Here is a 24,974-nt window from a genome sequence, read left to right as displayed (position 1 = left end):
GGTGCCGACTAACCGAGTCGAACGGTTGACCTACTGATTACAAGTCAGTTGCTCTACCAGCTGAGCTAAGTCGGCACACTAAACTGTGTGCTAAGGCACGTGTAATAACGTTTAATCTTATGATTTGAAACACTATTACTTTAATAATGGTGCCTCGACCCGGAATCGAACCAGGGACACGAGGATTTTCAATCCTCTGCTCTACCAACTGAGCTATCGAGGCACTTAAACAGTGCTAATTAAAAATCTTAACTGATTTTTAATGCAATTCCCAGCTAGCTCTACTAACTGGCTATCTGGGCGTGCGGCGTATTAAACGAGTTTTGCCCCTACAAGTCAACTTTTTTTTTATTCTTTATAATCGTTTGAACGGTTTTCAAACAACTCGAGGCTATTTTCGTTAATACAGTGTATTTATCCAACAAAAGAGTTTAAAAAACGTAGTGAATTATTTTTTTTAGGTGTTACGATTGAATAATAACTTTCGGTACAGGCTTACCGTTTTAATAATAAGACCACAGGAAAACTCATGCAGAGCAAGCCCTCTTCAGCAATAAAAGGCCTACTACCTTTATTCTTAGTTAGTAACCTTATAATAACCGCATTATTTGTAGTCGCCTTTGTGCTTTATTCACAAGGCAATGCTGATAACAACGCATCTGCTCCAACCTCTACTTTATCGTTAACAAAACTTGCTGAGCGTCTTGATCAGCCTTTAGCAGAAGCATTAACAATATACGAGCAAGACAAGGTCACGCAATTACTCGATATGACCACCTTACTCAATGATGATTATAAATATACGCTCCACCGTTTTAATGCCAATAATCAAGCCGAGTTAGTTTATAGCAATAACAGTAAAGCAATTGCGCCTTTAGCTGTTAATAAATATATTAAAGAACAAAATACTCTTCATCATTTAATCTCATCAGAGGGGCAGATAATTGGAGAGCTTATTATTGAACAAACACAGTCCTCAGTTACACCATCAAATCAACACTCACCACTAAATGCCTATATTATAGCCTTTGCTGCACTGGTAGTGCTGTTTGTATTAGCATTCATGCTGAATAAATACATTAACAAGCGATTACATAAAAATACTGATTCACTTACTCAAGAACTAAAAGAAATTACGCAAAACGATAACTATCAAAGCACCCTAAATGAGCAACTAGAGGGTGGTTTAGAAACGGTAGCTCAACAAGTTAATTTATTACTCAAAAAGGTGAGTAAGGTTCAAGCTGACGATCAAGCGGCAAAAAAAGAGTTAAAAAAATTACAAACAAGCCTTGAAACAGAAGTACAAAACAGAACCTTTGAGTTAGAGAAACAAACGCAAAAAGCGCTAAAAGCCAGTGAAACTAAAACCACCTTTTTAGCCACTATGAGTCATGAAATAAGAACACCAATGAATGGCGTAATTGGTACCATTGATTTACTTCGTCAAACAGAACTTGATGGTGCACAGCAACGTTTAAGTACAATTATTCGTGAATCTGCATTCTCGCTGCTAAGTATCTTAGATGATATTTTGGATTTTTCTAAAATTGAAGCAGGAAAGCTCAATATAGACCCGACTCCCTTTTCTGTTGCAGATACACTAGAAGAAGTCGCAAAGGTGTTATCGTCAGTTGCAAAAAATCGTCACCTAGAACTCGATTTATCAATTGCACCCGATATTCCTAATAACCTTATGGGCGACTCAGTCAGAGTTCGCCAAGTACTCTATAACTTATGTAGTAATGCCATTAAATTTACCAGCACCAATGGCTCAACCCAAGGTAGGGTGAAAATATCGGTTGAAGTGGCACACAACACTGCCGATCATTTTACACTCCGTTTTTGTGTAGTTGATAACGGTAAAGGAATGAGTCAGTCTCAATTAAGGAAAATATTCAGCCCATTTACTCAAGCTGAAAGCTCAATTACCCGAGAATTTGGCGGTACAGGACTTGGGCTTTCAATTTGTAAAAGCTTAACCGAGCTAATGCTTGGTACTATACATGTTACAAGCCATGAGGGGATTGGTAGTGAGTTTACCGTTGAACTGCCTTTTTCAACGGCAGGTAAAACTGAATTTGCTCATAAAAATACACTAAATGGTAAACATGTTGTTGTTGTTAGTGATAATGCTGAACGCGGCAAGGTAATTTATCGTTACTTGTCATTTATGGGGGCCAAAATAACCTATACCCATGAGCAAAAGGACATAGAAAATCATCAAGACACAAAGGATATTATTTGGGTTGTTGATGGTATTGACGACATGAGTAGCATTAGCACTTTGCTGAGAAGTTTACTTTACTCACTAGAAGATAATAATCAGCAAATGGTGGTATTAAGTAAGCTAGATGAAGCCGTTATTAATCATAAAAATATTTTTTATATTAATGCTTCACCACTGTGCAAATCTAACTTTATGCTTTCAATTTTGGTTGCGGCGGGCTTACATAAACCTAAGCAAATAAAAAAAGCTAAAAGCATGAATCATTATTTAAATTCAGAAGAAGCACTCGCTGCAAATAGGCTTGTTTTATTGGTAGAAGATAACTTACTAAACCAAGAGGTACTTACCGAGCAGTTACACATACTAGGGTATAGTGTGGAAGTAGCGAATAATGGTGAGGAAGGCATAGAGATGTGGCGTAAAAACAGCTATTCGCTCATCCTAACCGATTTACATATGCCGAAAATGTCTGGCTACGATATGGTTGAAAAGATTAGAGAGGAAGCGGCACTGTTAGAAGCAATCGATGCCCAACCTTATATTATTGCTGTAACAGCCAATGCCTTAAAAGGCGAAAGAGAGCGCTGTTTAGCTGTGGGAATTAATGACTTTATAACTAAACCGATTGAGTTAAATGCGCTTGAGGACATATTAAATCAATGGAGCGATTTAGATAATAAACAGCCAAAACAAATTAGCTCAGCTGAAAAGCCAGCCATGCCTATTAACATGGAGTCTGCCAACAAATATATAAATGGCGATGATGCTAAAAAAATTCGCTTCTTTAAAATGTATTTAGAGCAAAGCCAAGAACAAATTAAATCAATCAACTTTGCGGTACTACAAAAGAGTCAAAGTGAAATTATAGCTGCCTGCCATCAATTGAAATCTATATCAAAAACAGTGGGGGCTAATATTGTGGCTGATTTAGCGCAGTCATTTGAGGATAAGTGTAAGGCTGATGAAATCAATGCCGATGAGTTAATTGAGATGAGAGATGAGCTCGAAATTGAATATTCAAGAGCAGCACAATTTTTAAAAGAACAAATTAGAAACCACGATCAACAAGATGACTTGATTTAACTAAACTGAACATAGGTATGCACAACAAAAAAGGGCTTTTTAGCCCTTTTTTAACGATTATTTTTCTACTGGCTTATAGCCTTCAATCTCAACCTCTTTTCCTTCAAATAAAAAGCCAACCATTTGCTCTTCTAAAAAGGTACGATGTTCTGGGTCCATCATATTTAAATGCTTTTCGTTGATCAGCATCGTTTGTTTATGCTGCCACTGTCCCCATGCTTCTTTAGATATATTATTAAAAATCTTTTCGCCAATTTCCCCAGGATAAAGTTGAAATCCAAGGCCTTCAGCTTCTTTTTGTAACTTTTGACAAAATACAGTACGTGCCATGATTTATTCTCTCTAACGCTAAATGCTGCTAGTTTAACCTATTGGGCTCATTTGTTTAACCAACTTTTTAGTCGGTGCAGCTAAACCCACCTCTATTGATTGATCAAGTGGATACCATATTAATTGCTTGTCGTTCACCACATCAGGGATTTGCTGAACATTGAGCACATGTGGGTTTATGGTTAGCTCAAAATGTGAGAACACATGGCTAAAAGGCGCTAATATCTCAAGCTCACTTTTTAGCCCTTGCTGTGCTAAAAAAGTATCGAGCTCACTGTGCTCATTAAATTCAAAAAACCCAAATAATCCCCCCCAAATGCCACTACTTGGGCGTTTTTCCATGAGTACTTTGTTGTTATGTTTAATGATTAACTGATGACAACTTTTTTTAGGCACTGCTTTTTTAGGTTTAGAATGTGGAAACTCTTTAACCTTACCCGCATTAAAAGCACCACATTGTGTTTTTAACGGGCATGCTTCACAGTCAAAACGACTTCGTGAACAAAGGCTTGCCCCTAAATCCATCATAGCTTGATTAAACTCAGTCACATTATTTTTAGGGGTGAGTTGTTCACTTAAATGCCACAGCTGATTTTCTACCTTTTTGACGCCATACCAACCTTCAACCATGAAAAATCGCGCAAGCACTCTTTTAACATTACCATCAAGAATAGGATGATGCTGCCCCAAAGATAAAGATAAAACAGCACCGGCAGTGGAGCGCCCTATTCCGGGTAAATCCATTACCTCTTCAAGTGTGCTGGGAAACTGGCCTTGATATTTGTCTCGCACTATTTTGGCCGTTTTATGTAAGTTGCGCGCGCGTGCATAGTAACCTAGACCAGTCCAGTGATGCAGAACCTGATCTTCATCAGCATTTGCTAAAGCAATAATATCGGGAAAGCTTTGCATAAACTTTTCGAAATAAGGAATAACAGTCACAACTTGGGTTTGCTGCAGCATCACCTCAGACACCCATACTTTATAAGGTGTTTTAGCTAATTGCCATGGCAATGTTTTGCGCCCATGGAGATGATACCAATCAACTACTTGGTTAGAAAACCAATCAGACTGCTGCTTTTTTAAATCCAACATATTTACTTTTTTACTAATGCTTAATGGCGGCTCAGTCTATTGTAGTTGTTGAAAAGATCAAGCTATAACGCCCTAGAGCTTGTCAACCCCGCGCGGGTCAGGGATAATACGCAACCATTTTTAAACACATTGTTTTGTCAGGCCAATAATATGAGTGAATCAAGTAACAACAACCTTGAGCAAGCTAAGCAAGAAGGTAAGTATATCCGCACTATTCGTAGTTTTGTAAAACGCGAAGGCCGATTAACCAAAGGCCAAGCCGCTGCAATCGAAAAATGCTGGCCAACAATGGGGCTTGAGCATAAAAACGGCCTACTTGATTTAAACGCAGTATTTGGAAATGACAATGATGTAGTGTTAGAAATTGGCTTTGGTATGGGCAAGTCATTGGTTGAAATGGCAAAAAATGCACCGCATCTTAACTTTATCGGTATAGAAGTACATCGCCCAGGCGTTGGCGCGTGCTTAATGGATGCCGACGAAGCAGGCGTTACTAATCTTCGTGTATTTGAACACGACGCCGTTGAAGTCCTTGCAGATTGTATAAGTGATGAAAGCTTATCGACCTTACAATTGTTCTTCCCTGATCCATGGCACAAAAAGCGTCACCATAAGCGCCGTATTGTACAAACTGAGTTTGCAGAAAAACTACGTTCTAAATTAAAAATTGGCGGCGTTTTTCATATGGCAACCGATTGGGAAAACTATGCAGAGCATATGCTTGAAGTAATGCAAGCAGCACCTGGTTACAAAAACCAATCAGAGACTAACGACTATGTACCTCGTCCTGATTCACGCCCGCTGACTAAGTTTGAACAACGTGGCCATCGTTTAGGCCATGGCGTATGGGATTTAATGTTCGAACGTACTAAATAACCGTTAATTAAATAATCAAGTAAGGTAAAGCCATTTATGAGCGTATTAACCAATCCGAGCCTATTATTACTTCGCAACAGCGAGGAGCTAAAAGGTAAATCAATATTGGTGGTCAACTTTGTTCAAGATGGCTTTTTAAATGAGCTAAAAACGCTCAACCCACAAAGTAAAATAACGGCTTTTAGCTATAACCATGCAAATGGTGAATTTGCTAAAAACATATCGGGTATAAATGTAGAAGTTAATCACACGATTAGCGCCGGTGAATATGATTTAGTAATTCTTTATTACCCCAAGTCTAAGCCTGAGCTATTAATGGCATTAGACAACATACGCGCAGTGATAAGTAAAGAAGCTGAGCTGCTAGTCGTTGGCGAAAACAAAAGCGGTGTAAAATCAATCGAAAAGCAACTCGCCAATAAAACGGCGTTTAGTAATAAAATTGACTCTGCAAAACACTGCGTTTTATATTCATTTTCAGAAATAACCCTGAATTCAACATTTGATATTAGTACTTACCACAAAGAGTTTGTGGTAAACGTAAGTGATATTGAGTTTACTGCTGTAAGTATTCCTGGCGTGTTTAACCATGGCGGCCTTGATGCAGGCACTAAAATGCTATTAGAAAATGCACCAAATATAAAACACGGTAACGTTCTTGACTTTGGTTGTGGCGCGGGGCTTATTGCTACGTTTTTAGGGCTAAAAAATCCGGCTCTTACATTTACATGTAGTGATGTAAGCGCACTAGCTGCCTATGCAACAACACAAACGCTTAAACTTAATAACGTTAATGGTGAAGCCGTACTGAGCGATGGTTTAAACAGCATTGCAGGTAAGTTTGATTTAATTATTAGTAACCCACCATTTCATACCGGTATTGCGACCGATTACACAGTAGCCGAATCGTTTTTAAATGATGCCAAACAGCACCTAACTAAAACAGGTAAGCTCACTATTGTTGCTAATAGCTTTTTAAAATATCCACCTATTTTAGAAGCCCAATTTGATAGTTATCAAACAGTGTTTAAGAATAATAAGTTTGCTGTATACAGTAGCTAAAACTAATTATTAATCCCCTATCAAAATATAGATATGCGGTATATTAGCCGCATATTTACTTTATGACGTAGATTAACTAAAAATAAATAGTGTAATTAAGCTAATCTTTTTGCTTCACTTTTTCCTGTTTTTGCTAAACTAGTATTTATTACATTCACAATTGACACGGATGACCCTCTCGCAATGCCTAAAACTGTAGAGCAAAATAGCATTCGTAGTATATTGTTTAAAACCATCATGCTTATAACAGCCATCTGTTTGCTATTATCTCTTTCTATTTCTACTTACTTAAGTACACAAGAGCAAAAAAAGCAGCTCATTAGTAAACTTGTGCTGGTGTCAGAGATCATTGCTTTTGATGCAATGCCGTCATTACTGAATAAAAATAGACCTGCAGAAGAAAGGCGGTTAAAGCTTCTTCAACAAGTCTCATCGGTCACAAACTTACATATTTATGCGCTAGATGAGCAAACAAATAAACCAGTATTTTTTACCAGTTTTAATGCTCAAAAATCGCCACCTGTACCAATCAAAACAGACAGTATTAACGACTTTATAGAACCCCAAGTAGGTGATGAGTTTATTGAGTACATTACTCCAATACTCAATAAAGATCAGTTACTGGGTTATGTGTATATTAGGGGCAGCTTGGATAACTTAAATAAGTTTATCACTAAAAAAATTATAGTTGATATTGCCATTATCGCTTTAATACTTATTTTTATCTCTTTGATTATTTTAAGGCTACAAAAAAGGATAGCCAGCCCAATAGAAAACTTAAGCTTGTTACTGCAAAACATAGCTAAAAATCATAACTACTACGCCCGGGCGCCTTTAACAAACTTAACTGAAATAACCAGGCTTTCTAACAGCTTAAATGTAATGCTGGCGCGAACACAAAGACAAATAGAGCGCCACGAAGAAGATAAAAAAGAAATTAAGCTACTAAACTCAAATCTTGAAGAAAAAGTAAGCCAACGAACCATCGCGCTCAGAGAAGCAAATAAAGAGTTGCTATCTACACTTGAAAAGATGCACCAATACCAAACTCAAATTGTCGAAAACAAAAAAATGGCTTCATTAGGGCAAATGGTGGCAGGTGTAGCTCATGAGGTAAATACCCCTATAGGGCTTGGGATCACCGGTTCTACTTTACTAAGGGATAAACTCGCGGAGCTACAAATTAACTTTCAAAATAAGTCATTGACTGCCAGTCAATTTGAGCAATTTACTAACGATGGCATTGAAAACTTAGACCTCATCTACAGTAGTTTAAACCGTGTCGCAGAGCTTATTTCTAACTTTAAAAAAGTGGCCGTGATCAAAGATGATGAAATCACTAGCACCGTTCACTTTCAGCAGCTCATAAACGATACATTATTGTCTATGGGGCAAGAGTTAAGAATAAAAAATCCTAAAGTTCTTATAAATTGCCCAGCAGATTTAACCGTTGAAAGTAAAAAAGGGCCACTGCAGCAAGTTTTCCATCAACTAATTTTAAACTCCCTACTACACGGATTTGTAGCTGGCGGTGACAATGTAGTGCAAATTGATATTGTGGCAACAAGCACAAAAACACAAATTACCTACACCGATAACGGCCTAGGTGTAGAGAGCAACATAAGAGCGAAAATTTTTGACCCCTTTGTTACTTCAAAACGCGGTCAAGGAGCCAGTGGATTAGGCATGCATTTAGTTTACAACTTAGTGACCCAGGCTTTGGCTGGAGAAATTGTGTTAGATACTGAGTATCAATCAGGAGCACGATTTATTATTACGCTATTTTAAAAAGTGAAATAAATCCGTTCTCTGCTCTTGAATTACGACTTTATGACCATACTAAGACAGCACTTATTGAACAGTTGTATCATTAATTCTGTATTTTCACACAATTAATGAACTTAATTGTGTTTAACATATCACATACATTGATGAAAAATTGTAAAGTGATATAATTTCGTTTTGAATTAGTCTGATTATTTTAAGTATCTTTAGGTGGTTGATGGATGTATCAATTATTAAAGGGAAATGGCTTCGACTTTATAATTCAAGTTATACATCCAACGTTAAGTATCAATTAAGCCGCGGTTTTTAATAATAGTTTGAGCGCGCAGCTGTTTTTATCTAATTTGTTTTTACTTGTTAACATTTAGATATAATCCTATAATTCTAGTAGTCGGTTTTGATGATCACACCGATTTTAAAATAAAACACTCTACAAAAAGGTTAATTAAAAATGCAAACGCCAGTCATTCTGATCGTAGAGGATGAAGACGTAACTAGACTAAACCTCGTTAGTTTATTTGAAGCCGAAGGTTACAAAGTTATTGAAGCCATTGATGGCGATGATATGCATGATAAGCTTACAAATAACGATGACGTCAATCTTGTAGTTATGGACATCAATCTGCCAGGTAAAAACGGGCTTATTTTAGCTCGCGAATTACGCCAAAAACGCAAAGTTGGTCTTATTTTCTTAACAGGCCGTGACAACGATGTAGACCGTATTTTAGGTCTTGAAATTGGTGCTGATGACTATATTACTAAGCCTTTCAACCCGCGTGAATTAACTATTCGTGCTCGTAACTTAATTACGCGTACTGCATTAGGTGGTGAAGAGTCTGCTATTGAAACAAATGGCGTGATCACCTTTAACGGTTGGGAACTTGACGAAAATAGTCGCTGCCTTACTTCTCCAAACGGAGACGCGAAACGTCTACCTAAAGGCGAATACAGAGCACTGCGTTTAATGCTTGACTCTCCGGGTCGTATATTTAGCCGTGAACAACTAATTAAACACATGACTGGCCGAGAGCTTCGCGCTAACGACCGTACGGTTGACGTAACAATTCGTCGTATCCGCAAACACTTTGAAAGCGACAACTCAACATCTGAGTTAATCAGCACCATCCATGGTGAAGGTTACCGTTTCATTGGTAAAATCGATAGCTAATTAGTTATTACTCTAATTGCTGTAAAAATAAATGAAGGGCCTGTTGTCCTTCATTTATTTTATCTGTTAACTCCTCAAGCCACACAGCTAACACTTCGTCACTTTGCTCCAGCGCCCCATGCTCCATTTGCTTTGCATGCAACTGAACATCATTAAGACCGACCGAACCAGCCGCACCTTTTAACTTATGCGCAACCGATTTGTACTCTTCTCTATCAGCAGCGTTTAACGAAGCTAACAGTTCTTGTTGGTACTGCGGATTTAGCTTTGCGAACAACTGGCTACTGCGTTTAAATACTTCAACGCCCATCGAATTTACAAAGTCTTCAATGGTTTCAACATCCAACAAGTCAGTATTAATTTGATTTAATAACGCTTGATTGACCACTCGTTGAGGAGCCTCGGTTTGCACTTGCTTAATGCCAAAGAGTTCAGCGAGCATATTATCTAACTTGCTTGTGTTTATTGGTTTAGCTAGTGCGCCTTGAATAGAAATACCCTCAAGCTCCTCTTCAGCACTGCGTACATTGGCCGTTAATGCCACTATTGGAAGCTGATCAAAATGACTTTGAGCGCGAATTTGTCTTGCCACTTCGTCACCATTAATATCAGGCAACTGCATATCAAGTAAGACTAAATCTAAGTCATCTTCAGTTTCGACAAACGATAAAGCATCTTCACCCGTTTCAGCCCACAGCACTTCGTGTCCACGTTGCTCTAGTAGGTTAGTAGCAATTTCAGCATTAAGTGGCACATCCTCCACTAATAAAATATATAAGCTACGCCCAACATAACTATGTTCGGTAGGAGCACTACATAAATTCAGCGGAATTTGTACCGTAAAGCAGCTGCCCTCTCCTGGGGTACTATTAACCGTTATTGTGCCTTTCATTGCGCTTACTAACGCTTTGGTGACAGCTAAGCCAATACCTGAACCAATGGCATTGGTGCCTTTAAGATCTGGCGCTTTATAGTACATGTCAAAAATGCGTGTTAGTTGCTCTTGTGGAATGCCTTCACCGGTATCGAGTATTTTAATAATAAGCCAAGGGCCATCTTCACGGTTTTCTCTGGCACAATCTAAGGTTACGCTCCCTTGTTGAGTAAACTTAACAGCGTTATTAATTAAGTTCCACACCACTTGGCGTAAACGGGTCGGGTCAAGCAAAGCATATATGTCAAGCATGCCAGAACGCTTCACTTCAAACGAAAGCTCTTTTTGCTCAGCAATAAGGCCTGCAAAGTTAACTACATCGTTGATAAAGTCCGAAACATTAATTTCGTTGGCGGCAATATCTAACTGCTCACGGTCAATTTTATCTAAATCTATAATATCGTTGAATATATTACCTAGTGTTTCGGCGCTTGAAAACACGGTATTACACCAACTGCGTTGCTGTTTGTTTAGTTCGGTATCCAGTAGCATGCGCGTTAAGCCCACAATACCATTAAGCGGTGTGCGTAACTCATGGCTTAATGTGGCAATAAATTTCCCTTTATCTTTATAAGCTGTTTCTAGTGCCTGCGCAGCTTCTTTACGACTGGTAATATCACGGCCAAACGCTAGTAAACCAATGTAATCCCCTTGTTCATTAATAAAGGGAAGTTTACGCAATTCAAACCACCTAATTTCACCGTTTACTGAGTACTCCACATCTATAGTTAAACCTTGGTGCGTACGCTCAACCTGCTCATCGGTTCTGAGTACTTCTGATAAAAAGTGGCTTGGGAATATTTCTTCTGCGGCTTTACCAATAAGTTCACCACTGGTTTTACCCATCACCTCTTCAAACATTTTATTACAACCAGCAAACACCCCGTTGTTATCGCGGTAATAAAATAAATCCGGCGAGGAATCTACAATTGAGCGCAGTAACATGCCTTGCTGTGCGAGTTCTTGTTGTGTTTTTTTACGCTCTGCAATTTCACGCCTAAGCTCTTCTATTGCTCGGTGTTTGGCATGAAAAGCCATTTTACGTTCGTCAATTTCAATGTTTAAGCGGTTAATATTGTCTTTGAGGGTTTGATTTAAAAGCTTCTCTTGTTTTGTGGCACTATCTAAATAAGCATAAGAGGCATCAAGTTGCCGAATAGAGTTTAATAATATGCTGATAACTAAAGGAGAAACAACCGAGGTAAAAAATACCACGGCGAGTATATCAACCAAGTTTACTTCGCCTATGGCAACGTAATAAAACATACTTGATAAAACCAGCGATATTGTCAGTAATAATGCATAGCAAATAGCTGCAGTTTTAAACTCACCAAAACGAGTTATTGAACTGGAAAGAACTCTAACCCACGGGTTCAAAGAAGAATCAGTCATATATCAGTTTTTCTCTTAGCTAAATGCTTAGGGTCTGTTGACCTTTCAAGGTTAAAGGCTAATTTTAGCATTTTCTATCAGCTATTTTCATGTTGTGCGACAAAAACAATAAAATTTCATGTTTGGTGTTATTTGCTGCATTTCAGCAAATCTTTATTTAGTGTAAAATGCGGCGTTTTAAATATTGCAAATAACGAGTAACGTATCATGCAAAAAACTATGCCAGATATTGCTAACACGGCTGCCGCATTACAAACAGGTAAATTAGACTGGGTAGGTATGGGCGATATAGAGCTGCCTTTTATTTTTGAATCTCTTGATTTAGCTCCAGTTACCGTTAATGCAAAAGCACGCGCCTTTGTTAATTTACACAAAGAAGATGCTAAAGGCATTCATATGTCGCGACTATTTTTAGCGTTGGATCACCTCTCAACTGAGCAACAGGTCAATCCAGAAACCTTAGCACAAGCCTTAGATACCTTTATCACCAGTCATGAAGGCTTAAGTGATAAAGCACACATTGAATTTAAATTTGAATTGCCGCTACGCCGTAAGTCATTACTTAGTGGTAAAGCAGGTTGGAAAAGCTATCCCATTGTACTTACCAGCACTATAAATCAAGGCGTTATTAGTTTTGAGCTCAGCGTTGATGTGACTTATTCATCAACTTGCCCCTGCTCTGCAGCACTGGCTCGCCAATTAATTCAAAACGCATTCAGCGAAAATTTTTCTCAAGAAACACTCACTCAATCAGAAGTTTTAGAGTGGCTTGGAACAACTCAAGGGATTGTAGCAACCCCGCATTCACAGCGTTCAATTGCTAATGTTAAAGTTAAATTAGCAAATAACATTGAACAGTTTGATGTGGTTAACTTAATAAACTTACTAGAAGATGAGCTAAAAACACCAGTACAAGCTGCGGTAAAACGTGAAGACGAACAAGAGTTTGCTCGCTTAAACGGTCAAAATTTAATGTTTTGTGAAGACGCAGCACGAAAAATTAAAACAACGTTAGAGTCAAAAGAGTTTACCGATTATTTCCTGCAAATTAACCATTATGAGTCTTTACATGCTCATGATGCAGTTGCGATTGCCGTAAAAGGTATTGAAGGCGGCTATAAAGCATAATAGTGCTCATCCCCATTCGTTAATAAAACAACCATAACAACTATTTGGGCACATAAATTGCTTTAGACAAGCAGTGTCAATTTGTTGTTATGGAGTTACCGTATGGAATTCGCTTTATTATTAATATTAGTGCTAGTTGTTGGGGCATCTGTCGTTGCGTCAAAATTTAATGATGACGGCGGAAACCCTTATCCTTTTACTCGTAAGCAAAGTGTATTTACCCAAGTAGAAGGGGCGTTTCTGAATTTATTAGAGCGCGCCGTTGGCGATCAATATAAAATTGTTAGTCGCGTTAAACTAATCGATGTGATTGACTGTAAACAAGGCCTGTCTGTTAAATCTAAACGTGCGGCAATGGCTAAAGCAAAAAATAAGCAGCTCGACTTTGTTTTAGTAGATAAAGAAAAAATGACCATAGTGGCTGCGGTTGACTTAGTTAATAACGCCAATAAAGATGGCCACAAAGCACAGCGCGACTGGTTTGTTAATGGCGCATTGGAAGCCGCAGGTATTCCACATATTCGTATGAAAGTGAAGGCAGGCTACCGCCCAAGCGAAGTACGCGATGCAATTATGTTTAAATTAGGTAAGCCAGCGGCATCTAAATCTTCACGACCCACACGTGTTAGAGTTCATAAACCTGCGGTATTGTCTCCTTCTCAAGCAAAGGCACAATCAACAGCCCTTGCTGAAATATAATCAATAAGTTTATAAAGTGCGGGCTTTTTAAGCTCGCATTTTTGTTTGTTTTACCCCACGTTATTTTTTGCAGTATAATCACCGTATTCAAACTCAGGAATTTAACACTATGAATGTTGGTATTATTGGCGCAATGGAGCCAGAAGTTAAAATTTTGCGCGAGGCGATGCAAAATCCACAAGTTTTAACCAAGGCTGGTTTTACTTTTTACACAGGCGAGCTTGCAGGCAATACCGTCACTTTAGTGCAATCAGGTATTGGTAAAGTCGCTTCGACAATCGCAACCACATTACTTATCGATAACTTCAATCCAGATTGTGTTATTAACACTGGCTCTGCCGGTGGATTCGACCCATCACTAAACGTTGGCGATGTAGTAATTTCATCTGAAGTACGTCATCACGATGTTGATGTAACAGCGTTTGGTTACGAAATTGGCCAAGTACCACAAATGCCAGCAGGTTTTACTGCTCACCCTAAACTTGTAGAAGCCGCCGAGCAAACAATTGCACAAATTAGTGAAGTAAAAACCCTTGTCGGTTTAATTTGCACCGGCGACTCGTTTATGTGCGACCCTGTTCGTATTGAAAAAGCACGCAGTGACTTCCCTACAATGCTAGCAGTAGAGATGGAAGGTGCATCAATTGCGCAAACGTGTTTTGCACTTAATACACCATTTGTTGTTATTCGCTCAATGTCTGATATTGCAGGCAAAGAGTCGCCGCAATCATTTGAAGAATACTTAGAAACAGCCTCTATAAATTCATCAAAAATGGTCGTAGCGTTACTTGAGAAATTAACGGCGGTTACGCTGTAAATGCTCAATAATATTGTTCAAAATCATTTGGACTTTATTGTATTTATTTGTGCGCTCCTTGCTGAGCGCTTTTTACCTTTAGTAAGTTGGTATCACCCTAACCACATACTCTCTGCTATTTTTAGCGCTATAAGCCAGCGTATTTATAAAAAAACAGACACCAAGCAATATCATTACTTAGCAGCCTCAATGGCAAGTACGCTTATACTTAGTACTGTGCTTATTATTGTAGTTTTACTGCTTCAGTTTGCCTTTTACCCCGAGCTGTTATCAGGTCTTATTTTATATTTATGTCTAGAAAACAGTAACCTGAACAAAAAAGCGATACGCATAGCTAGGCTAGTCAAAAAAAATCAAAAATCGACAGCACGCGAATTATTAAAGCCACTAGTAGCCCGAGAAGTTATTGCACTTTCAAGCCCCGGGATTATTAAAGCCATTATGGAAAGTGTCATACTTAGAACGGCGCGTCATTACTTTGTGGTAATTTTCATATTTTTAGTATTGGGCCCCGTCGCCGCTCTAGCCTATCGTTTAATCACTTTAATTCAACAGGCGTGGCGAAGTGATATAGCTCCAAATAGCTCTTTTTTGATGCCGCTTAAACTGGTTCTTTTTATTGTTGAGTACATTCCCATACGTTTACTCGCGCTGACAATTGCCTCACTAAAGGCCAGTAAAAAAAGCATGCATTATATTAAGCATTATGGCCGACACTTCTATCAAACCAATACAGGCTGGTTACTTAGTGTATGTTCTGCATCTTTGGGGGTACAACTTGGTGGGCCTGCTATTTATAATACACAGCGTTTTAATAAAATGCGTGTCGGTGTAGAGCGTCTTCCCAACGCCGATGACGTACCACAACTACTCAATACACTTAACCAAATTCGCCTTTTTTGGTTTCTGATTATTATTAGCGTTGAAGTTATTAAGGCTGTTCTCGTTTTTAAGTTCGCATAAAAAAACCAGCCGTAGCTGGTTTTTATAATGTCCGAAGTTTTAAGCTACGGTGATATTTGCAAATTTGCGTTTACCTACTTGGTAAATAGCCGTTGTGCCTTTTGCAATTTCCAATTTGGTATCTGTAATTTTGTCTTCGCCGTTAAGCTTTACTGCACCTTGTTTGATCATCCTCATGGCTTCTGAGGTACTCGCTACTAAGCCCGCTTCTTTAAGTAAGTTAGCGATTAAAATTGACTCTTCATCAATATTAACTGTCAGCTCAGGGATTTCATCTGGCAAAGCTTTTTTCTGAAAACGCTGGATGAAGTCATCATGAGCAGCTTGCGCATCAGCTTCACTGTGAAAACGCGCAATTAGCTCTTTAGCTAATTCAATTTTAATATCGCGCGGGTTAGTGCCCTGCTCTACACGCTGTTTTTGCGCTGCAATTTGCTCAATAGAAAGGCTACTTAGCAAATCGTAGTAACGCCACATGAGTACGTCACTAATTGACATGATTTTACCGAACATATCTGAAGGCGTATCAGTAATACCAATATAATTACCGAGTGACTTCGACATTTTCTGAACGCCGTCAGTTCCCTCAAGTAAAGGCATCATTAATACTGTTTGTGGTTTTTGACCTTCATCTTTTTGCAGCTCACGACCCATTAATAGGTTAAAACGCTGATCGGTGCCGCCTAGCTCAACATCTGACTCTAATGCGACTGAATCCCAGCCTTGCACCAGTGGATACAAAAACTCATGAATCGCAATCGATTGACCGCCAGCATAGCGCTTTTTAAAATCATCACGCTCAAGCATACGCGCCACAGTTTGACGCGCTGCTAATTTTATCATCCCCGCAGCGCCTAATTTCTCCATCCACGTAGAGTTAAAAGCGACGGTTGTTTTAGCCGGGTCTAAAATTTTGAACACCTGCTCTTTATAGGTTTCGGCGTTGGCAAGCACGTCATCACGTGTAAGTGGTTTACGGGTCACATTTTTGCCCGTTGGATCGCCAATCATACCGGTAAAATCACCAATTAAAAAAATAACCTCATGACCTAAATCTTGAAAGGTTTTCATTTTATTAATGAGTACAGTGTGACCTAGGTGTAAATCTGGAGCCGTAGGATCAAAACCAGCTTTAATTTTTAGCTTTTTCCCCGACTTTAATTTTTCAACCAACTCATCTTCAATTAATATCTCTTCTGCACCGCGTTTTATCTCTGCTAGAGCGGTTTGTAAATCCACTGTGTGTTACTCCAAAAATTCTGACAACGAAGGGGTGTAATATGCTCACGGTTTATTGCTAGCGCGTTATCACAAAGCAAATAAAACTATTTAGCTAACATAACAAATTTCCACCTAATTAGAACAACTTTTTTAACTAATCGCAGCACCAACTAAAATGCAGGGTGTACGTTCTAAAAGGGGATATAAATGAGCGATTAATAATACGCCAAAAGTGTTTATCACAAACTAAAAACAGTTTACAAATTAATCACTTCTCGTAATTAAACCGTTTTATAAACTAATATAACATTATGATGAAAAAGCAAAGTATCCAAGAATATAAAATAGTGTAACAGTTCAACTTTAAACACAAACAGCCTGAATACCCTACGATTTTAGCCTAATTTAACTCGAGTTTAAATCTACAAAATACTAGTATTCACAGATTATTCGTTATATCCTGCAATATAACCTATTTATTATCTTGACAGCAGAAAAAGGCACGTTATGGTTCACGTGGTTAACACGCTCCCCAAAAAACACAAAATGCTTATTCTAGGTTTGGTTTCTGCTATTGTTGCCTTAGCCTTTCTTCCTTCTGAAAAAGCCACTGCATCCAAAGACAATAGTGAAAACACACTAGAAATTGGTAAGCGCTATGAATTACAAATTAAAGTAGGTGAGAACGAAAAACTCACTGACCTAAATTCAGAGCAGGCAGCACAAAAACTTCCAGAATATGATTTTGTCGATCACCAAGTTAAAAATGGTGACAATTTAGCGATTATTTTTAAGCGCGCTGGTTTTTCTGCACAAACGCTGCATAAACTTGTAAACACCAACGCTGAAACACGTAAGCTAACTAAAATTCACCCAGGTGAAACGTTAAGCTTTGCTACCGCCGAAGACGGTTCATTAGCTCAATTACGCTACGTTATTTCTAAAACGGATACACTATTCGTTACACTTAATGACGAAGGCCAATACGACACCTCAATTGACAGCAAAGAAATAGAAACACTGAGCAAAACAGCCGGTGGGGAAATTTCAAGTAGCTTTTGGACCTCTGCAATTGCAGCAGGTTTAAGTGAACGCCAAATCATGAACTTTGCCGATATATTTGGTTGGGACGTCGATTTTGCAAACGACATTCGCAAGGGTGACGAATTTGGCTTAATTTATGAGTCTCATTTTGTTGACGGTGAGTTTATTGGCACCGGTAAAATAATTGCCGCTGAATTTATAAACCAAGGTGAGCGTTACACCGCTATTCGTCACACAGACGGTAACTTTTACACCCCTGAAGGCCGTAGTATGAAAAAAGCCTTTTTGCGTGCGCCTGTTAATTTCAAATATATTAGTTCAAGCTTTAACCCTCGCCGCCTACACCCCGTTACAGGACAAGTGAAAGCACATCGCGGCATTGATTACGCTGCACGTACCGGTACGCCAGTTGTATCATCGGGTAATGGTAAAGTAATTAAAGCAGGCTATAGCAAATATAATGGTAATTACGTATTTATTAGCCATGGTACTCAATATGTTACTAAGTACTTACACCTTAACAAGCGCCTAGTCAGAACAGGGCAAAAGGTAAAACAGGGAGAAAAAATAGGTACTGTTGGCTCAACTGGTCGTGTAACCGGTGCGCATTTACATTATGAGTTTTTGGTTAACGGCGTTCACCGTAACCCTAAAACCGTAAAACTACCTAAGTCTGAACCATTACCTCGTTCAGAGCTTGCTAAATTTAAGCCTATTGCTGATAACTTTATCGCACAACTAGAGCGCAGTCGTGAGCTACAACTAGCACTTAGATAACCACTTCACTGATTAAATAAAAAAGCCTTTGCTGGGGTTACCCGCAAAGGCTTTTTTGTGTGTGATATTTAAGTTTCAAACTTAATTTACAAGTACGTAAATTAGCTGCACAACCAAAGATATCATGACTAATGGCCAAATATACTTGCTGTATTTGGTAGCACCCTCTAGCCCCATTCTACTTTGGTACTTTTCTAGCAAAGGAATAATGATCACCAAAGCAATCACTAAGCTAATTAAAATGACAAATATATTCATATCAACACCTTTGTATTATACCAATTCGTTCAAATAATATTGAAACGGGTATTAACTCACGGCAAAGCGCAGCCTTTCGCGCTAATATATAACTCATACCAATGCTCTCGACTTAAATTAATATTAATTGCATCACTCGATGCCTTAATACGATCTACATTAGTTGTGCCTATAATTGGCTGAATCGATGCAGGATGGCGAAGTAGCCATGCCAATACAATAGCTTCTGCACTTGTGCCATATAAAACGGCAAGCTTACTAACTAAAATACTCGTGTTTACATCCGCTTGTGACGCTTTTGACAGGTCACCGCCTGAGTATAAACCTTGGCACAAACTGCCCCAACTCTGAATTTGAATGTCATGCTCACGACAATACTCAACACACCCTGGGGTAAAGTTAATATCTTTGCCATCGGCATTACCCACATAAATACCCTCATCAACCCACTGATGTTTTTGTAAACTGGCCTCTATTTGATTTGCCACAATTGGCATATCTAAAGCGCGCTGCAAAAACCTTATTTGATGTTGAGACATATTAGAAACTGCAAAATGACGCACTTTGCCACTTTCTTTTAAACAGCTAAATATTTGCGCAACTTCCTCCACCTCCATTAATGGATCGGGGCGATGCAACATAAGCACATCTAAGTAGTAGGTATTTAATCGTTTAAGTGAGCCCTCAACAGAACGCTCAATCCAATCAGCAGAAAAATCATAACGCTGCGAGTTTTTCTCATCAGCAAAGCGAATACCACACTTAGACTGAATATACATTTGTTCTCTAAGCTCAGGACGCTCAGCCAACGCTTTACCAAAAACCTGCTCAGCTTTGCCTAAAGTATAAATATCAGCATGATCAAAAAAGTTAATCCCGCTTTCCAATGCTGCGTCTATGCATGAATGGGCTTGCTTTAAGTGCCCACTGTTGATGGCGTCTTTATTCCAAGCACCTCCTAAACCCATACAACCAAATACAAGCTTACTAACCTTGGGTAAATATTTTGCCAGCGGTGTGTGTAACATTTGACAGCCCTTAAAAAAAATGAAGAGTGATTACTTTAAACAAAAAACCCTATACAAGAAACCGCTTAATCTAAAACATTAAATTTTAGGCAAAAAAAAGCGCAGTAAACTGCGCTAATGGTTGGATTAAATATTACTAGCCAACAAGTGCTAATAAAATACCTGCAGCAACAGCACTTCCCAGTACGCCAGCTACATTAGGCCCCATGGCATGCATCAGTAAAAAGTTGTGCGGGTTATTTTCAAGACCGACTTTATTAACTACACGAGCCGCCATAGGAACAGCCGATACACCCGCTGCACCAATTAATGGATTAATTGGGGTTTTTGATATTTTATTTAAGCCTTTTGCCATAAATACACCTGAGGCCGTACCAATAGCAAACGCCATTGCGCCCAGTACTAAAATACCAATGGTTTCCACTGTTAAGAACTGCTCGGCAGCAAGCTTAGAGCCTACCGCTAGTCCTAGAAATATGGTGGTTATATTAATAATTTCGTTTTGAGCACTGTTACTTAGCCTATCGACCACACCCGACTCACGCATTAAGTTACCTAAACAAAACATACCAACCAGTGGAATGGCGGCTGGTAAAAAGAGCGCAGTTAAAGTAAGTACCATCAGCGGAAAAATAATTTTTTCCTTTTTTGATACTTTACGCAGTTCTGGCATTTGAATTTTACGCTCTTCAGGCGTTGTAAACGCACGCATGATAGGCGGCTGAATAATAGGAACCAACGCCATGTATGAGTACGCAGCCACGGCTATAGCACCTAATAAATCAGGCGCCAGTTTTGACGCTAAAAAGATAGCGGTTGGCCCATCAGCGCCACCAATAATGGCAATTGCTGACGCATCTTGTAAACTAAACTCAAACCCTGGGATGAAGTTAAGTAAAATAGCCCCAAATAAGGTAGCAAAAATACCAAACTGCGCCGCAGCACCTAATAACAACATACGCGGGTTGGCAATTAACGCACTAAAGTCAGTGAGCGCGCCCACTCCCATAAATATTAATAACGGAAAAATTCCGGTATCAATACCTACATAGTAAACATAATAAAGTAAGCCACCAGGGTCAGATAAACCTGCCACAGGAATATTAGTTAAAATAGCACCAAAACCAATGGGCAGTAATAGTAGCGGCTCAAAGTTTTTAACTATAGCTAAAAATAATAACAAACAACCAACGGCAATCATGATCAGCCCAGGAAATGTAAAGTTAGCAATGCCTGTGGCATGCCAGAGGTTTAAAATACCATCCATCCTCTAATTACTCCTTAAGCTAATGCAATCATTGCATCGCCGGTTGACACTGAATCACCTTCAGAGACAAGCACGTCTGCAATTGTACCGGTATGCATGGCGCGTACTTCGGTTTCCATTTTCATGGCTTCCATAATAATCACCACATCGCCTTCATTTACTACCTGACCTGGCTTTACTTTAATTTTAAAGATATTACCGGCAAGTGGCGCATTAAGAGTTTCACCTGAAGCAACTGATGCCGACTGCGGAATATGCTCAGAGTCTTTTAACGTAACCTCTTTAAGCTCACCACCTTGAGCAACCACGACATCGTATACTTTACCGTCTACTTTAACGCTGTATTGCTCAGCCTTAACGCCTTTATTGCTTGCCGCTGATTTTTCAGGTGCTTTATTGGCGTTATCATCAGCGCTGGGAACAGGTTCAAATGCGTCAGGGTTATTACGGTTTTTAATAAACTTCAAACCAATTTGTGGGAATAAGGCATACGTGAGCACATCATCAATTTGCTCATCAGCAAGCGTTAAGCCTTGCTCTTGCGCAAGTTTACTTAATTCAGCCTCAAGCGTTTCAAGTTCAGGTTTAATAATATCTGCAGGGCGACAGGTAATTGCTTCACTGCCATCAAGTACGCGCTCTTGAAGCTCTTTATTCATTGGTGCAGGTGTTGAACCATACTCACCTTTTAATACGCCAGCAGTTTCTTTGGTGATGGTTTTATAGCGCTCGCCAGTAAGCACATTAAGTACTGCCTGAGTACCAACAATTTGTGAGGTAGGTGTAACGAGTGGAATAAAGCCTAAATCTTCACGTACTCGTGGAATTTCAAGTAATACTTCGTTTAGTTTATCAGCAGCACCTTGCTCTTTAAGCTGGTTTTCCATGTTAGTTAACATACCACCTGGCACTTGGGCTAATAAAATTCGGCCATCGACACCTTTTAAGCTGCCTTCAAACGCAGCGTACTTTTTACGTACGTCTCTAAAGTAAGCGGCAATTTCTTCTAGGTGGTTTAAATCAAGCCCGGTATCACGCTCGGTCCCTTCAACGATTGCAGCAATTGTTTCAGTTGCTGAATGACCATAAGTCATACTCATAGACGATACAGCTGTGTCGAGCATATCAATGCCGGCATCAATTGCTTTTTGATAAGTAGCGGTGCTTAAACCCGTTGTTGCATGACATTGCATGGCAATAGGAATTGAAACCGTTTCTTTTAAGCCTTTAATCAGTTTTTCTGCATCGTAAGGCTTAAGCAATCCCGCCATATCTTTAATACAAATTGAATGACAACCTAATTCTTCAAGCTGTTTAGCAAGTGTTAGCCACATATCCAATGTGTGTACTGGGCTTACCGTGTAAGAAATCGTACCTTGGGCATGCGCGCCTACCTTAACCGCCGCTTTTATAGCAGTTTCTAAGTTACGTACATCATTCATGGCATCAAAAATGCGAAATACGTCTACGCCATTTTTGTGTGCGCGCTCAACAAACTTTTCAACAACGTCATCAGCATAATGGCGATACCCCAATAAATTTTGACCGCGAAGTAACATTTGCTGGGGTGTATTTGGCATCGCCTTTTTAAGCGCGCGAATACGCTCCCAAGGATCTTCGCCTAAATAACGAATACATGAGTCAAAGGTAGCCCCACCCCAAGACTCTATAGACCAATAACCTGCGTCATCAATTTTTTTTGCAATAGGTAACATGTCGTCTAATCGCATGCGGGTAGCTAAAAGCGACTGATGGGCGTCTCGAAGTACTAGTTCTGTTATTTTTAATTTAGCCATTGGTATGCTCCTCTAATTATTATTTGTTTTGTACTGAGCAATGGCAGCACTAATTGCAGCGATGTGCTCATTTGGCACACCTTGAGATTTAAAAGATGGTGTTCTCTGTGATACTTCAAGTTCTGGCTGAGAAAATTTGCTAGCCAGCTTAGACATAACTGTCACTGCACCAATCAATAAAGAAAGAAATACAAACACCCCCACCATACCGGTTAGCATTAAATTGCCTGCAGTTGTGAGCAAAGCCCCTATATCCATAATTCTCCCCTGTTCAAAACTGAATACATAAAAAGTCAGTTTATTTAAATAAATATTCACCAATAGTAACAAAAACTACTCTTTTGTCTACACATTGTAAATTGGTAAAACCAATTAATCTAAAAGTAACATATCACCAATAAGGTTAACACCACCTAAAATAGCTTATTTAACCTATATATATAGATGGTAAAAATGTTCGTTATAAATAAAGAATATATAAAAACCCTAATATTCTGTAAAAACACATAAAAATATACCTAATGAGCTAATCCACTAAAAACCGCCAAAGCAAATATTAATTGGTCTTACCAAAATAACGACTGTAAAAACTATTTATTATCTCATCAGACACCACTGTGAATAAGTTACAGATAAAACCGTAAAAATTACCAACCTAATATAAAGCCAAACTCAAAAAGATAAGTTAAACTATTGATTTAAAACAAAATAAAATACTGGCATATTACTCGCTTATATAAAAACAACACTTTAACACTTAGATAAATCAAGGAGATGACAATGTTACGCTGGACAATTACATTTTTGGTGATCGCACTAATCGCAGCCGTTTTAGGATTTGGTGGTATTGCAGGAGCCGCAGCAGGAATTGCTAAGATCATATTTTTTATCTTTATAGTTTTACTGGTTATTTCACTTGTCTCTGGCGCTTTACGTGGTAAAAGCCCCAAGTAGATAAGAAACAACGAGCTTTTTAAATTTATATACAAGGAATTACATTATGAAATCATCAACACTTAAAGCAGCAGCTATTGGCCTATTCGCAAGTGCATTTATTATGGGTTGTGAAGACAATCATGCAGAAGAAGCCGGTGAACGCATCGACGAAGCCGTGACAGATGTTCAAAATAAAGTAGAAGATGCCTGTGAAGAAGTAAAAGAAGGAGTCAACGCTGAAGAAACAAATTGCTAATTCAGCCCCCTTTTTAAAAAGCGACCATTTGGTCGCTTTTTTTTGTGTTTAGTATTAGTTGCCAAGTTGCTACCCATTAATTACAAACTCTGAACTATTAATTCTTTTTAAGCTGCGCATTTGCCATATAGCTTGCTAAAATGATAAAAAATAGCTTTTAAGTATAGATGCATGGTATTTACGACAACCTATAAACTCGATAAACCTTACTTTTATGAATGCTTCGACCAATCGCTGCCTTATAGTAAACGCGCGCAACCTAAATATTTTTTATTAGCACTGCTTGTTGTATTGGGATTATTTGGTATTTATGGTTTAGGAGATCATTACCTAGGTACATTTTTGCTGATGCTAGCCCTACTCGAATGCATCGCTTTTTACTATCGCCGCCCATGGTGGGTTACCAGGCAAATGCTAAGCAGAGCGTCTGGTTCTGAAGTCACTCTCACCTTCGACGAAGACGGAATAAAATCAACCAATCATTACAAAAATTACCAGTTAGCTTGGCACGACATTAACGAAATTATTACTACAGATTGTGGACTATTGTTTAAAAGTAAAAGCGGTATGCAATACATTTCTAAGGCAATACTCGACGAAGAAACGATTGATTTTATAAACAAAAAAGCCACTCAGTGAGTTAACACCACTCGTTTAAGAACGAGTGGTGTTTTTTCGTTTATATCTAACCGGATATTTTTGTGTCTTTGCCAGCACCGCTCGCGGATAAGCTTTTCGCTTTCTTTTCTCCGGTAATATTAGCCGTTTACCGTTTTCACGTAGTTCTTTTAGCTTTTTAGGGATTGTCCCAGGGCTTCGACCTGAACAC

General features: G+C 38.8%; 22 protein-coding genes and 2 tRNA genes. 13 read left to right on the top strand and 11 right to left on the bottom strand.

Going from position 1 to position 24,974, the window contains the following annotated elements; all coding sequences use genetic code 11:
• Positions 1-2: 2 nt before the first annotated feature.
• Both CWC30_RS12050 and CWC30_RS12045 read right to left on the bottom strand, forming a co-directional pair.
• Positions 3-75 (bottom strand) — tRNA-Thr (locus CWC30_RS12050).
• A 72-nt stretch (positions 76-147) separates the two neighbouring features.
• Positions 148-223 (bottom strand) — tRNA-Phe (locus CWC30_RS12045).
• Positions 224-529: 306 nt separating this feature from the next.
• Here CWC30_RS12045 and CWC30_RS12040 point away from each other — a divergent pair.
• Positions 530-3,313, top strand: a complete 2,784-nt coding sequence (locus CWC30_RS12040; RefSeq protein WP_138627202.1) for an ATP-binding protein — start codon at positions 530-532, stop codon at positions 3,311-3,313.
• 57 nt (positions 3,314-3,370) lie between these two features.
• On the opposite strand, the gene CWC30_RS12035 is transcribed toward CWC30_RS12040, so the two are convergent.
• Both CWC30_RS12035 and mutY read right to left on the bottom strand, forming a co-directional pair.
• On the bottom strand, positions 3,371-3,643 hold the full coding sequence (locus CWC30_RS12035; RefSeq protein WP_013464143.1) for an oxidative damage protection protein: 273 nt from the start codon (positions 3,641-3,643) through the stop codon (positions 3,371-3,373).
• 33 nt (positions 3,644-3,676) lie between these two features.
• Positions 3,677-4,738 carry an A/G-specific adenine glycosylase gene (gene mutY, locus CWC30_RS12030; RefSeq protein ID WP_138627201.1) on the bottom strand — a complete coding sequence of 354 codons (1,062 nt, stop codon included), beginning with the start codon at positions 4,736-4,738 and terminating at the stop codon, positions 3,677-3,679.
• A gap of 150 nt (positions 4,739-4,888) precedes the next feature.
• Between mutY and trmB the strand changes: the two genes are divergently transcribed.
• From trmB to arcA, 4 genes are all read left to right on the top strand, one after another.
• Entirely contained in the window at positions 4,889-5,614 is a 726-nt protein-coding gene (gene trmB / locus CWC30_RS12025) for a tRNA (guanosine(46)-N7)-methyltransferase TrmB (RefSeq protein ID WP_036980079.1), read from the top strand.
• A 36-nt stretch (positions 5,615-5,650) separates the two neighbouring features.
• A complete protein-coding gene (locus CWC30_RS12020; protein WP_138627200.1) occupies positions 5,651-6,676 on the top strand; it encodes a methyltransferase in 1,026 nt (341 codons plus the stop codon).
• A gap of 183 nt (positions 6,677-6,859) precedes the next feature.
• Positions 6,860-8,464, top strand: coding sequence for an ATP-binding protein (locus tag CWC30_RS12015; protein WP_138627199.1), 1,605 nt, complete (start codon positions 6,860-6,862; stop codon positions 8,462-8,464).
• Positions 8,465-8,912: 448 nt separating this feature from the next.
• Complete coding sequence (gene arcA / locus CWC30_RS12010) at positions 8,913-9,629, top strand: two-component system response regulator ArcA (RefSeq protein ID WP_008110444.1); 717 nt, start codon at positions 8,913-8,915, stop codon at positions 9,627-9,629.
• A gap of 7 nt (positions 9,630-9,636) precedes the next feature.
• On the opposite strand, the gene arcB is transcribed toward arcA, so the two are convergent.
• Positions 9,637-11,955, bottom strand: a complete 2,319-nt coding sequence (gene arcB / locus CWC30_RS12005) for an aerobic respiration two-component sensor histidine kinase ArcB (protein WP_036980083.1) — start codon at positions 11,953-11,955, stop codon at positions 9,637-9,639.
• Positions 11,956-12,162: 207 nt separating this feature from the next.
• On the opposite strand from arcB, the gene folE2 reads away from it, so the two are divergent.
• The 4 genes from folE2 to CWC30_RS11985 all read left to right on the top strand — a co-directional run bounded on the left by folE2 (position 12,163) and on the right by CWC30_RS11985 (position 15,562).
• Positions 12,163-13,083: a GTP cyclohydrolase FolE2 gene (gene folE2, locus CWC30_RS12000; RefSeq protein WP_138627198.1), complete on the top strand. Its 921-nt coding sequence runs from the start codon at positions 12,163-12,165 to the stop codon at positions 13,081-13,083.
• Positions 13,084-13,185: 102 nt separating this feature from the next.
• On the top strand, positions 13,186-13,782 hold the full coding sequence (locus CWC30_RS11995) for a DUF2726 domain-containing protein (RefSeq protein WP_138627197.1): 597 nt from the start codon (positions 13,186-13,188) through the stop codon (positions 13,780-13,782).
• Positions 13,783-13,891: 109 nt separating this feature from the next.
• On the top strand, positions 13,892-14,599 hold the full coding sequence (mtnN, locus tag CWC30_RS11990) for a 5'-methylthioadenosine/S-adenosylhomocysteine nucleosidase (RefSeq protein ID WP_016900621.1): 708 nt from the start codon (positions 13,892-13,894) through the stop codon (positions 14,597-14,599).
• A complete protein-coding gene (locus CWC30_RS11985; RefSeq protein WP_138627196.1) occupies positions 14,600-15,562 on the top strand; it encodes a cobalamin biosynthesis protein CobD/CbiB in 963 nt (320 codons plus the stop codon).
• Between the two features lie 39 nt (positions 15,563-15,601).
• Here CWC30_RS11985 and tyrS read toward each other — a convergent pair whose 3' ends face one another.
• On the bottom strand, positions 15,602-16,801 hold the full coding sequence (gene tyrS / locus CWC30_RS11980; protein ID WP_028834382.1) for a tyrosine--tRNA ligase: 1,200 nt from the start codon (positions 16,799-16,801) through the stop codon (positions 15,602-15,604).
• 489 nt (positions 16,802-17,290) lie between these two features.
• On the opposite strand from tyrS, the gene CWC30_RS11975 reads away from it, so the two are divergent.
• Complete coding sequence (locus tag CWC30_RS11975; protein ID WP_036980092.1) at positions 17,291-18,604, top strand: peptidoglycan DD-metalloendopeptidase family protein; 1,314 nt, start codon at positions 17,291-17,293, stop codon at positions 18,602-18,604.
• An 81-nt stretch (positions 18,605-18,685) separates the two neighbouring features.
• Here the strand turns inward: CWC30_RS11975 and CWC30_RS18400 are convergent, their stop codons facing one another.
• The 5 genes from CWC30_RS18400 to CWC30_RS11955 form a co-directional block, all read right to left on the bottom strand.
• On the bottom strand, positions 18,686-18,862 hold the full coding sequence (locus tag CWC30_RS18400; RefSeq protein WP_171034712.1) for a hypothetical protein: 177 nt from the start codon (positions 18,860-18,862) through the stop codon (positions 18,686-18,688).
• 56 nt (positions 18,863-18,918) lie between these two features.
• Entirely contained in the window at positions 18,919-19,890 is a 972-nt protein-coding gene (locus CWC30_RS11970; RefSeq protein ID WP_138627195.1) for an aldo/keto reductase, read from the bottom strand.
• Between the two features lie 136 nt (positions 19,891-20,026).
• Positions 20,027-21,157, bottom strand: a complete 1,131-nt coding sequence (locus tag CWC30_RS11965) for a sodium ion-translocating decarboxylase subunit beta (protein ID WP_013464130.1) — start codon at positions 21,155-21,157, stop codon at positions 20,027-20,029.
• Positions 21,158-21,171: 14 nt separating this feature from the next.
• A complete protein-coding gene (gene oadA, locus CWC30_RS11960; protein WP_138627194.1) occupies positions 21,172-22,953 on the bottom strand; it encodes a sodium-extruding oxaloacetate decarboxylase subunit alpha in 1,782 nt (593 codons plus the stop codon).
• A gap of 12 nt (positions 22,954-22,965) precedes the next feature.
• Positions 22,966-23,211 (bottom strand): OadG family protein, encoded by a 246-nt coding sequence (locus CWC30_RS11955; RefSeq protein ID WP_013464128.1) that lies wholly within the window; start codon positions 23,209-23,211, stop codon positions 22,966-22,968.
• 522 nt (positions 23,212-23,733) lie between these two features.
• Between CWC30_RS11955 and CWC30_RS11950 the strand changes: the two genes are divergently transcribed.
• From CWC30_RS11950 to CWC30_RS11940, 3 genes are all read left to right on the top strand, one after another.
• On the top strand, positions 23,734-23,907 hold the full coding sequence (locus tag CWC30_RS11950; RefSeq protein ID WP_036980098.1) for a DUF1328 family protein: 174 nt from the start codon (positions 23,734-23,736) through the stop codon (positions 23,905-23,907).
• A 46-nt stretch (positions 23,908-23,953) separates the two neighbouring features.
• Positions 23,954-24,145 (top strand): hypothetical protein, encoded by a 192-nt coding sequence (locus CWC30_RS11945; RefSeq protein WP_013464127.1) that lies wholly within the window; start codon positions 23,954-23,956, stop codon positions 24,143-24,145.
• Between the two features lie 171 nt (positions 24,146-24,316).
• Positions 24,317-24,784, top strand: a complete 468-nt coding sequence (locus CWC30_RS11940) for a YcxB family protein (RefSeq protein WP_138627193.1) — start codon at positions 24,317-24,319, stop codon at positions 24,782-24,784.
• The last annotated feature ends 190 nt before the right edge of the window (positions 24,785-24,974 follow it).

It is taken from the genome of Pseudoalteromonas sp. S4741, assembly GCF_005886135.1.
Taxonomy (GTDB): domain Bacteria; phylum Pseudomonadota; class Gammaproteobacteria; order Enterobacterales; family Alteromonadaceae; genus Pseudoalteromonas; species Pseudoalteromonas tetraodonis.
The sequence above is the reverse complement of the archived record's forward strand: the minus strand, read 5'-3'. Positions and strand labels throughout refer to the sequence as shown.

Excerpts from the sequence above, each read along its gene's own strand:
- CWC30_RS12040 (WP_138627202.1), top strand. The coding sequence starts at position 530 with ATGCAGAGCAAGCCCTCTTCAGCAATAAAAGGCCTACTACCTTTATTC.
- CWC30_RS12035 (WP_013464143.1), bottom strand. The coding sequence starts at position 3,643 with ATGGCACGTACTGTATTTTGTCAAAAGTTACAAAAAGAAGCTGAAGGC.
- mutY (WP_138627201.1), bottom strand. The coding sequence starts at position 4,738 with ATGTTGGATTTAAAAAAGCAGCAGTCTGATTGGTTTTCTAACCAAGTA.
- trmB (WP_036980079.1), top strand. The coding sequence starts at position 4,889 with ATGAGTGAATCAAGTAACAACAACCTTGAGCAAGCTAAGCAAGAAGGT.
- CWC30_RS12020 (WP_138627200.1), top strand. The coding sequence starts at position 5,651 with ATGAGCGTATTAACCAATCCGAGCCTATTATTACTTCGCAACAGCGAG.
- CWC30_RS12015 (WP_138627199.1), top strand. The coding sequence starts at position 6,860 with ATGCCTAAAACTGTAGAGCAAAATAGCATTCGTAGTATATTGTTTAAA.
- arcA (WP_008110444.1), top strand. The coding sequence starts at position 8,913 with ATGCAAACGCCAGTCATTCTGATCGTAGAGGATGAAGACGTAACTAGA.
- arcB (WP_036980083.1), bottom strand. The coding sequence starts at position 11,955 with ATGACTGATTCTTCTTTGAACCCGTGGGTTAGAGTTCTTTCCAGTTCA.
- folE2 (WP_138627198.1), top strand. The coding sequence starts at position 12,163 with ATGCAAAAAACTATGCCAGATATTGCTAACACGGCTGCCGCATTACAA.
- CWC30_RS11995 (WP_138627197.1), top strand. The coding sequence starts at position 13,186 with ATGGAATTCGCTTTATTATTAATATTAGTGCTAGTTGTTGGGGCATCT.
- mtnN (WP_016900621.1), top strand. The coding sequence starts at position 13,892 with ATGAATGTTGGTATTATTGGCGCAATGGAGCCAGAAGTTAAAATTTTG.
- CWC30_RS11985 (WP_138627196.1), top strand. The coding sequence starts at position 14,600 with ATGCTCAATAATATTGTTCAAAATCATTTGGACTTTATTGTATTTATT.
- CWC30_RS11975 (WP_036980092.1), top strand. The coding sequence starts at position 17,291 with ATGGTTCACGTGGTTAACACGCTCCCCAAAAAACACAAAATGCTTATT.
- CWC30_RS18400 (WP_171034712.1), bottom strand. The coding sequence starts at position 18,862 with ATGAATATATTTGTCATTTTAATTAGCTTAGTGATTGCTTTGGTGATC.
- CWC30_RS11970 (WP_138627195.1), bottom strand. The coding sequence starts at position 19,890 with ATGTTACACACACCGCTGGCAAAATATTTACCCAAGGTTAGTAAGCTT.
- CWC30_RS11965 (WP_013464130.1), bottom strand. The coding sequence starts at position 21,157 with ATGGATGGTATTTTAAACCTCTGGCATGCCACAGGCATTGCTAACTTT.
- oadA (WP_138627194.1), bottom strand. The coding sequence starts at position 22,953 with ATGGCTAAATTAAAAATAACAGAACTAGTACTTCGAGACGCCCATCAG.
- CWC30_RS11955 (WP_013464128.1), bottom strand. The coding sequence starts at position 23,211 with ATGGATATAGGGGCTTTGCTCACAACTGCAGGCAATTTAATGCTAACC.
- CWC30_RS11950 (WP_036980098.1), top strand. The coding sequence starts at position 23,734 with ATGTTACGCTGGACAATTACATTTTTGGTGATCGCACTAATCGCAGCC.
- CWC30_RS11945 (WP_013464127.1), top strand. The coding sequence starts at position 23,954 with ATGAAATCATCAACACTTAAAGCAGCAGCTATTGGCCTATTCGCAAGT.
- CWC30_RS11940 (WP_138627193.1), top strand. The coding sequence starts at position 24,317 with ATGGTATTTACGACAACCTATAAACTCGATAAACCTTACTTTTATGAA.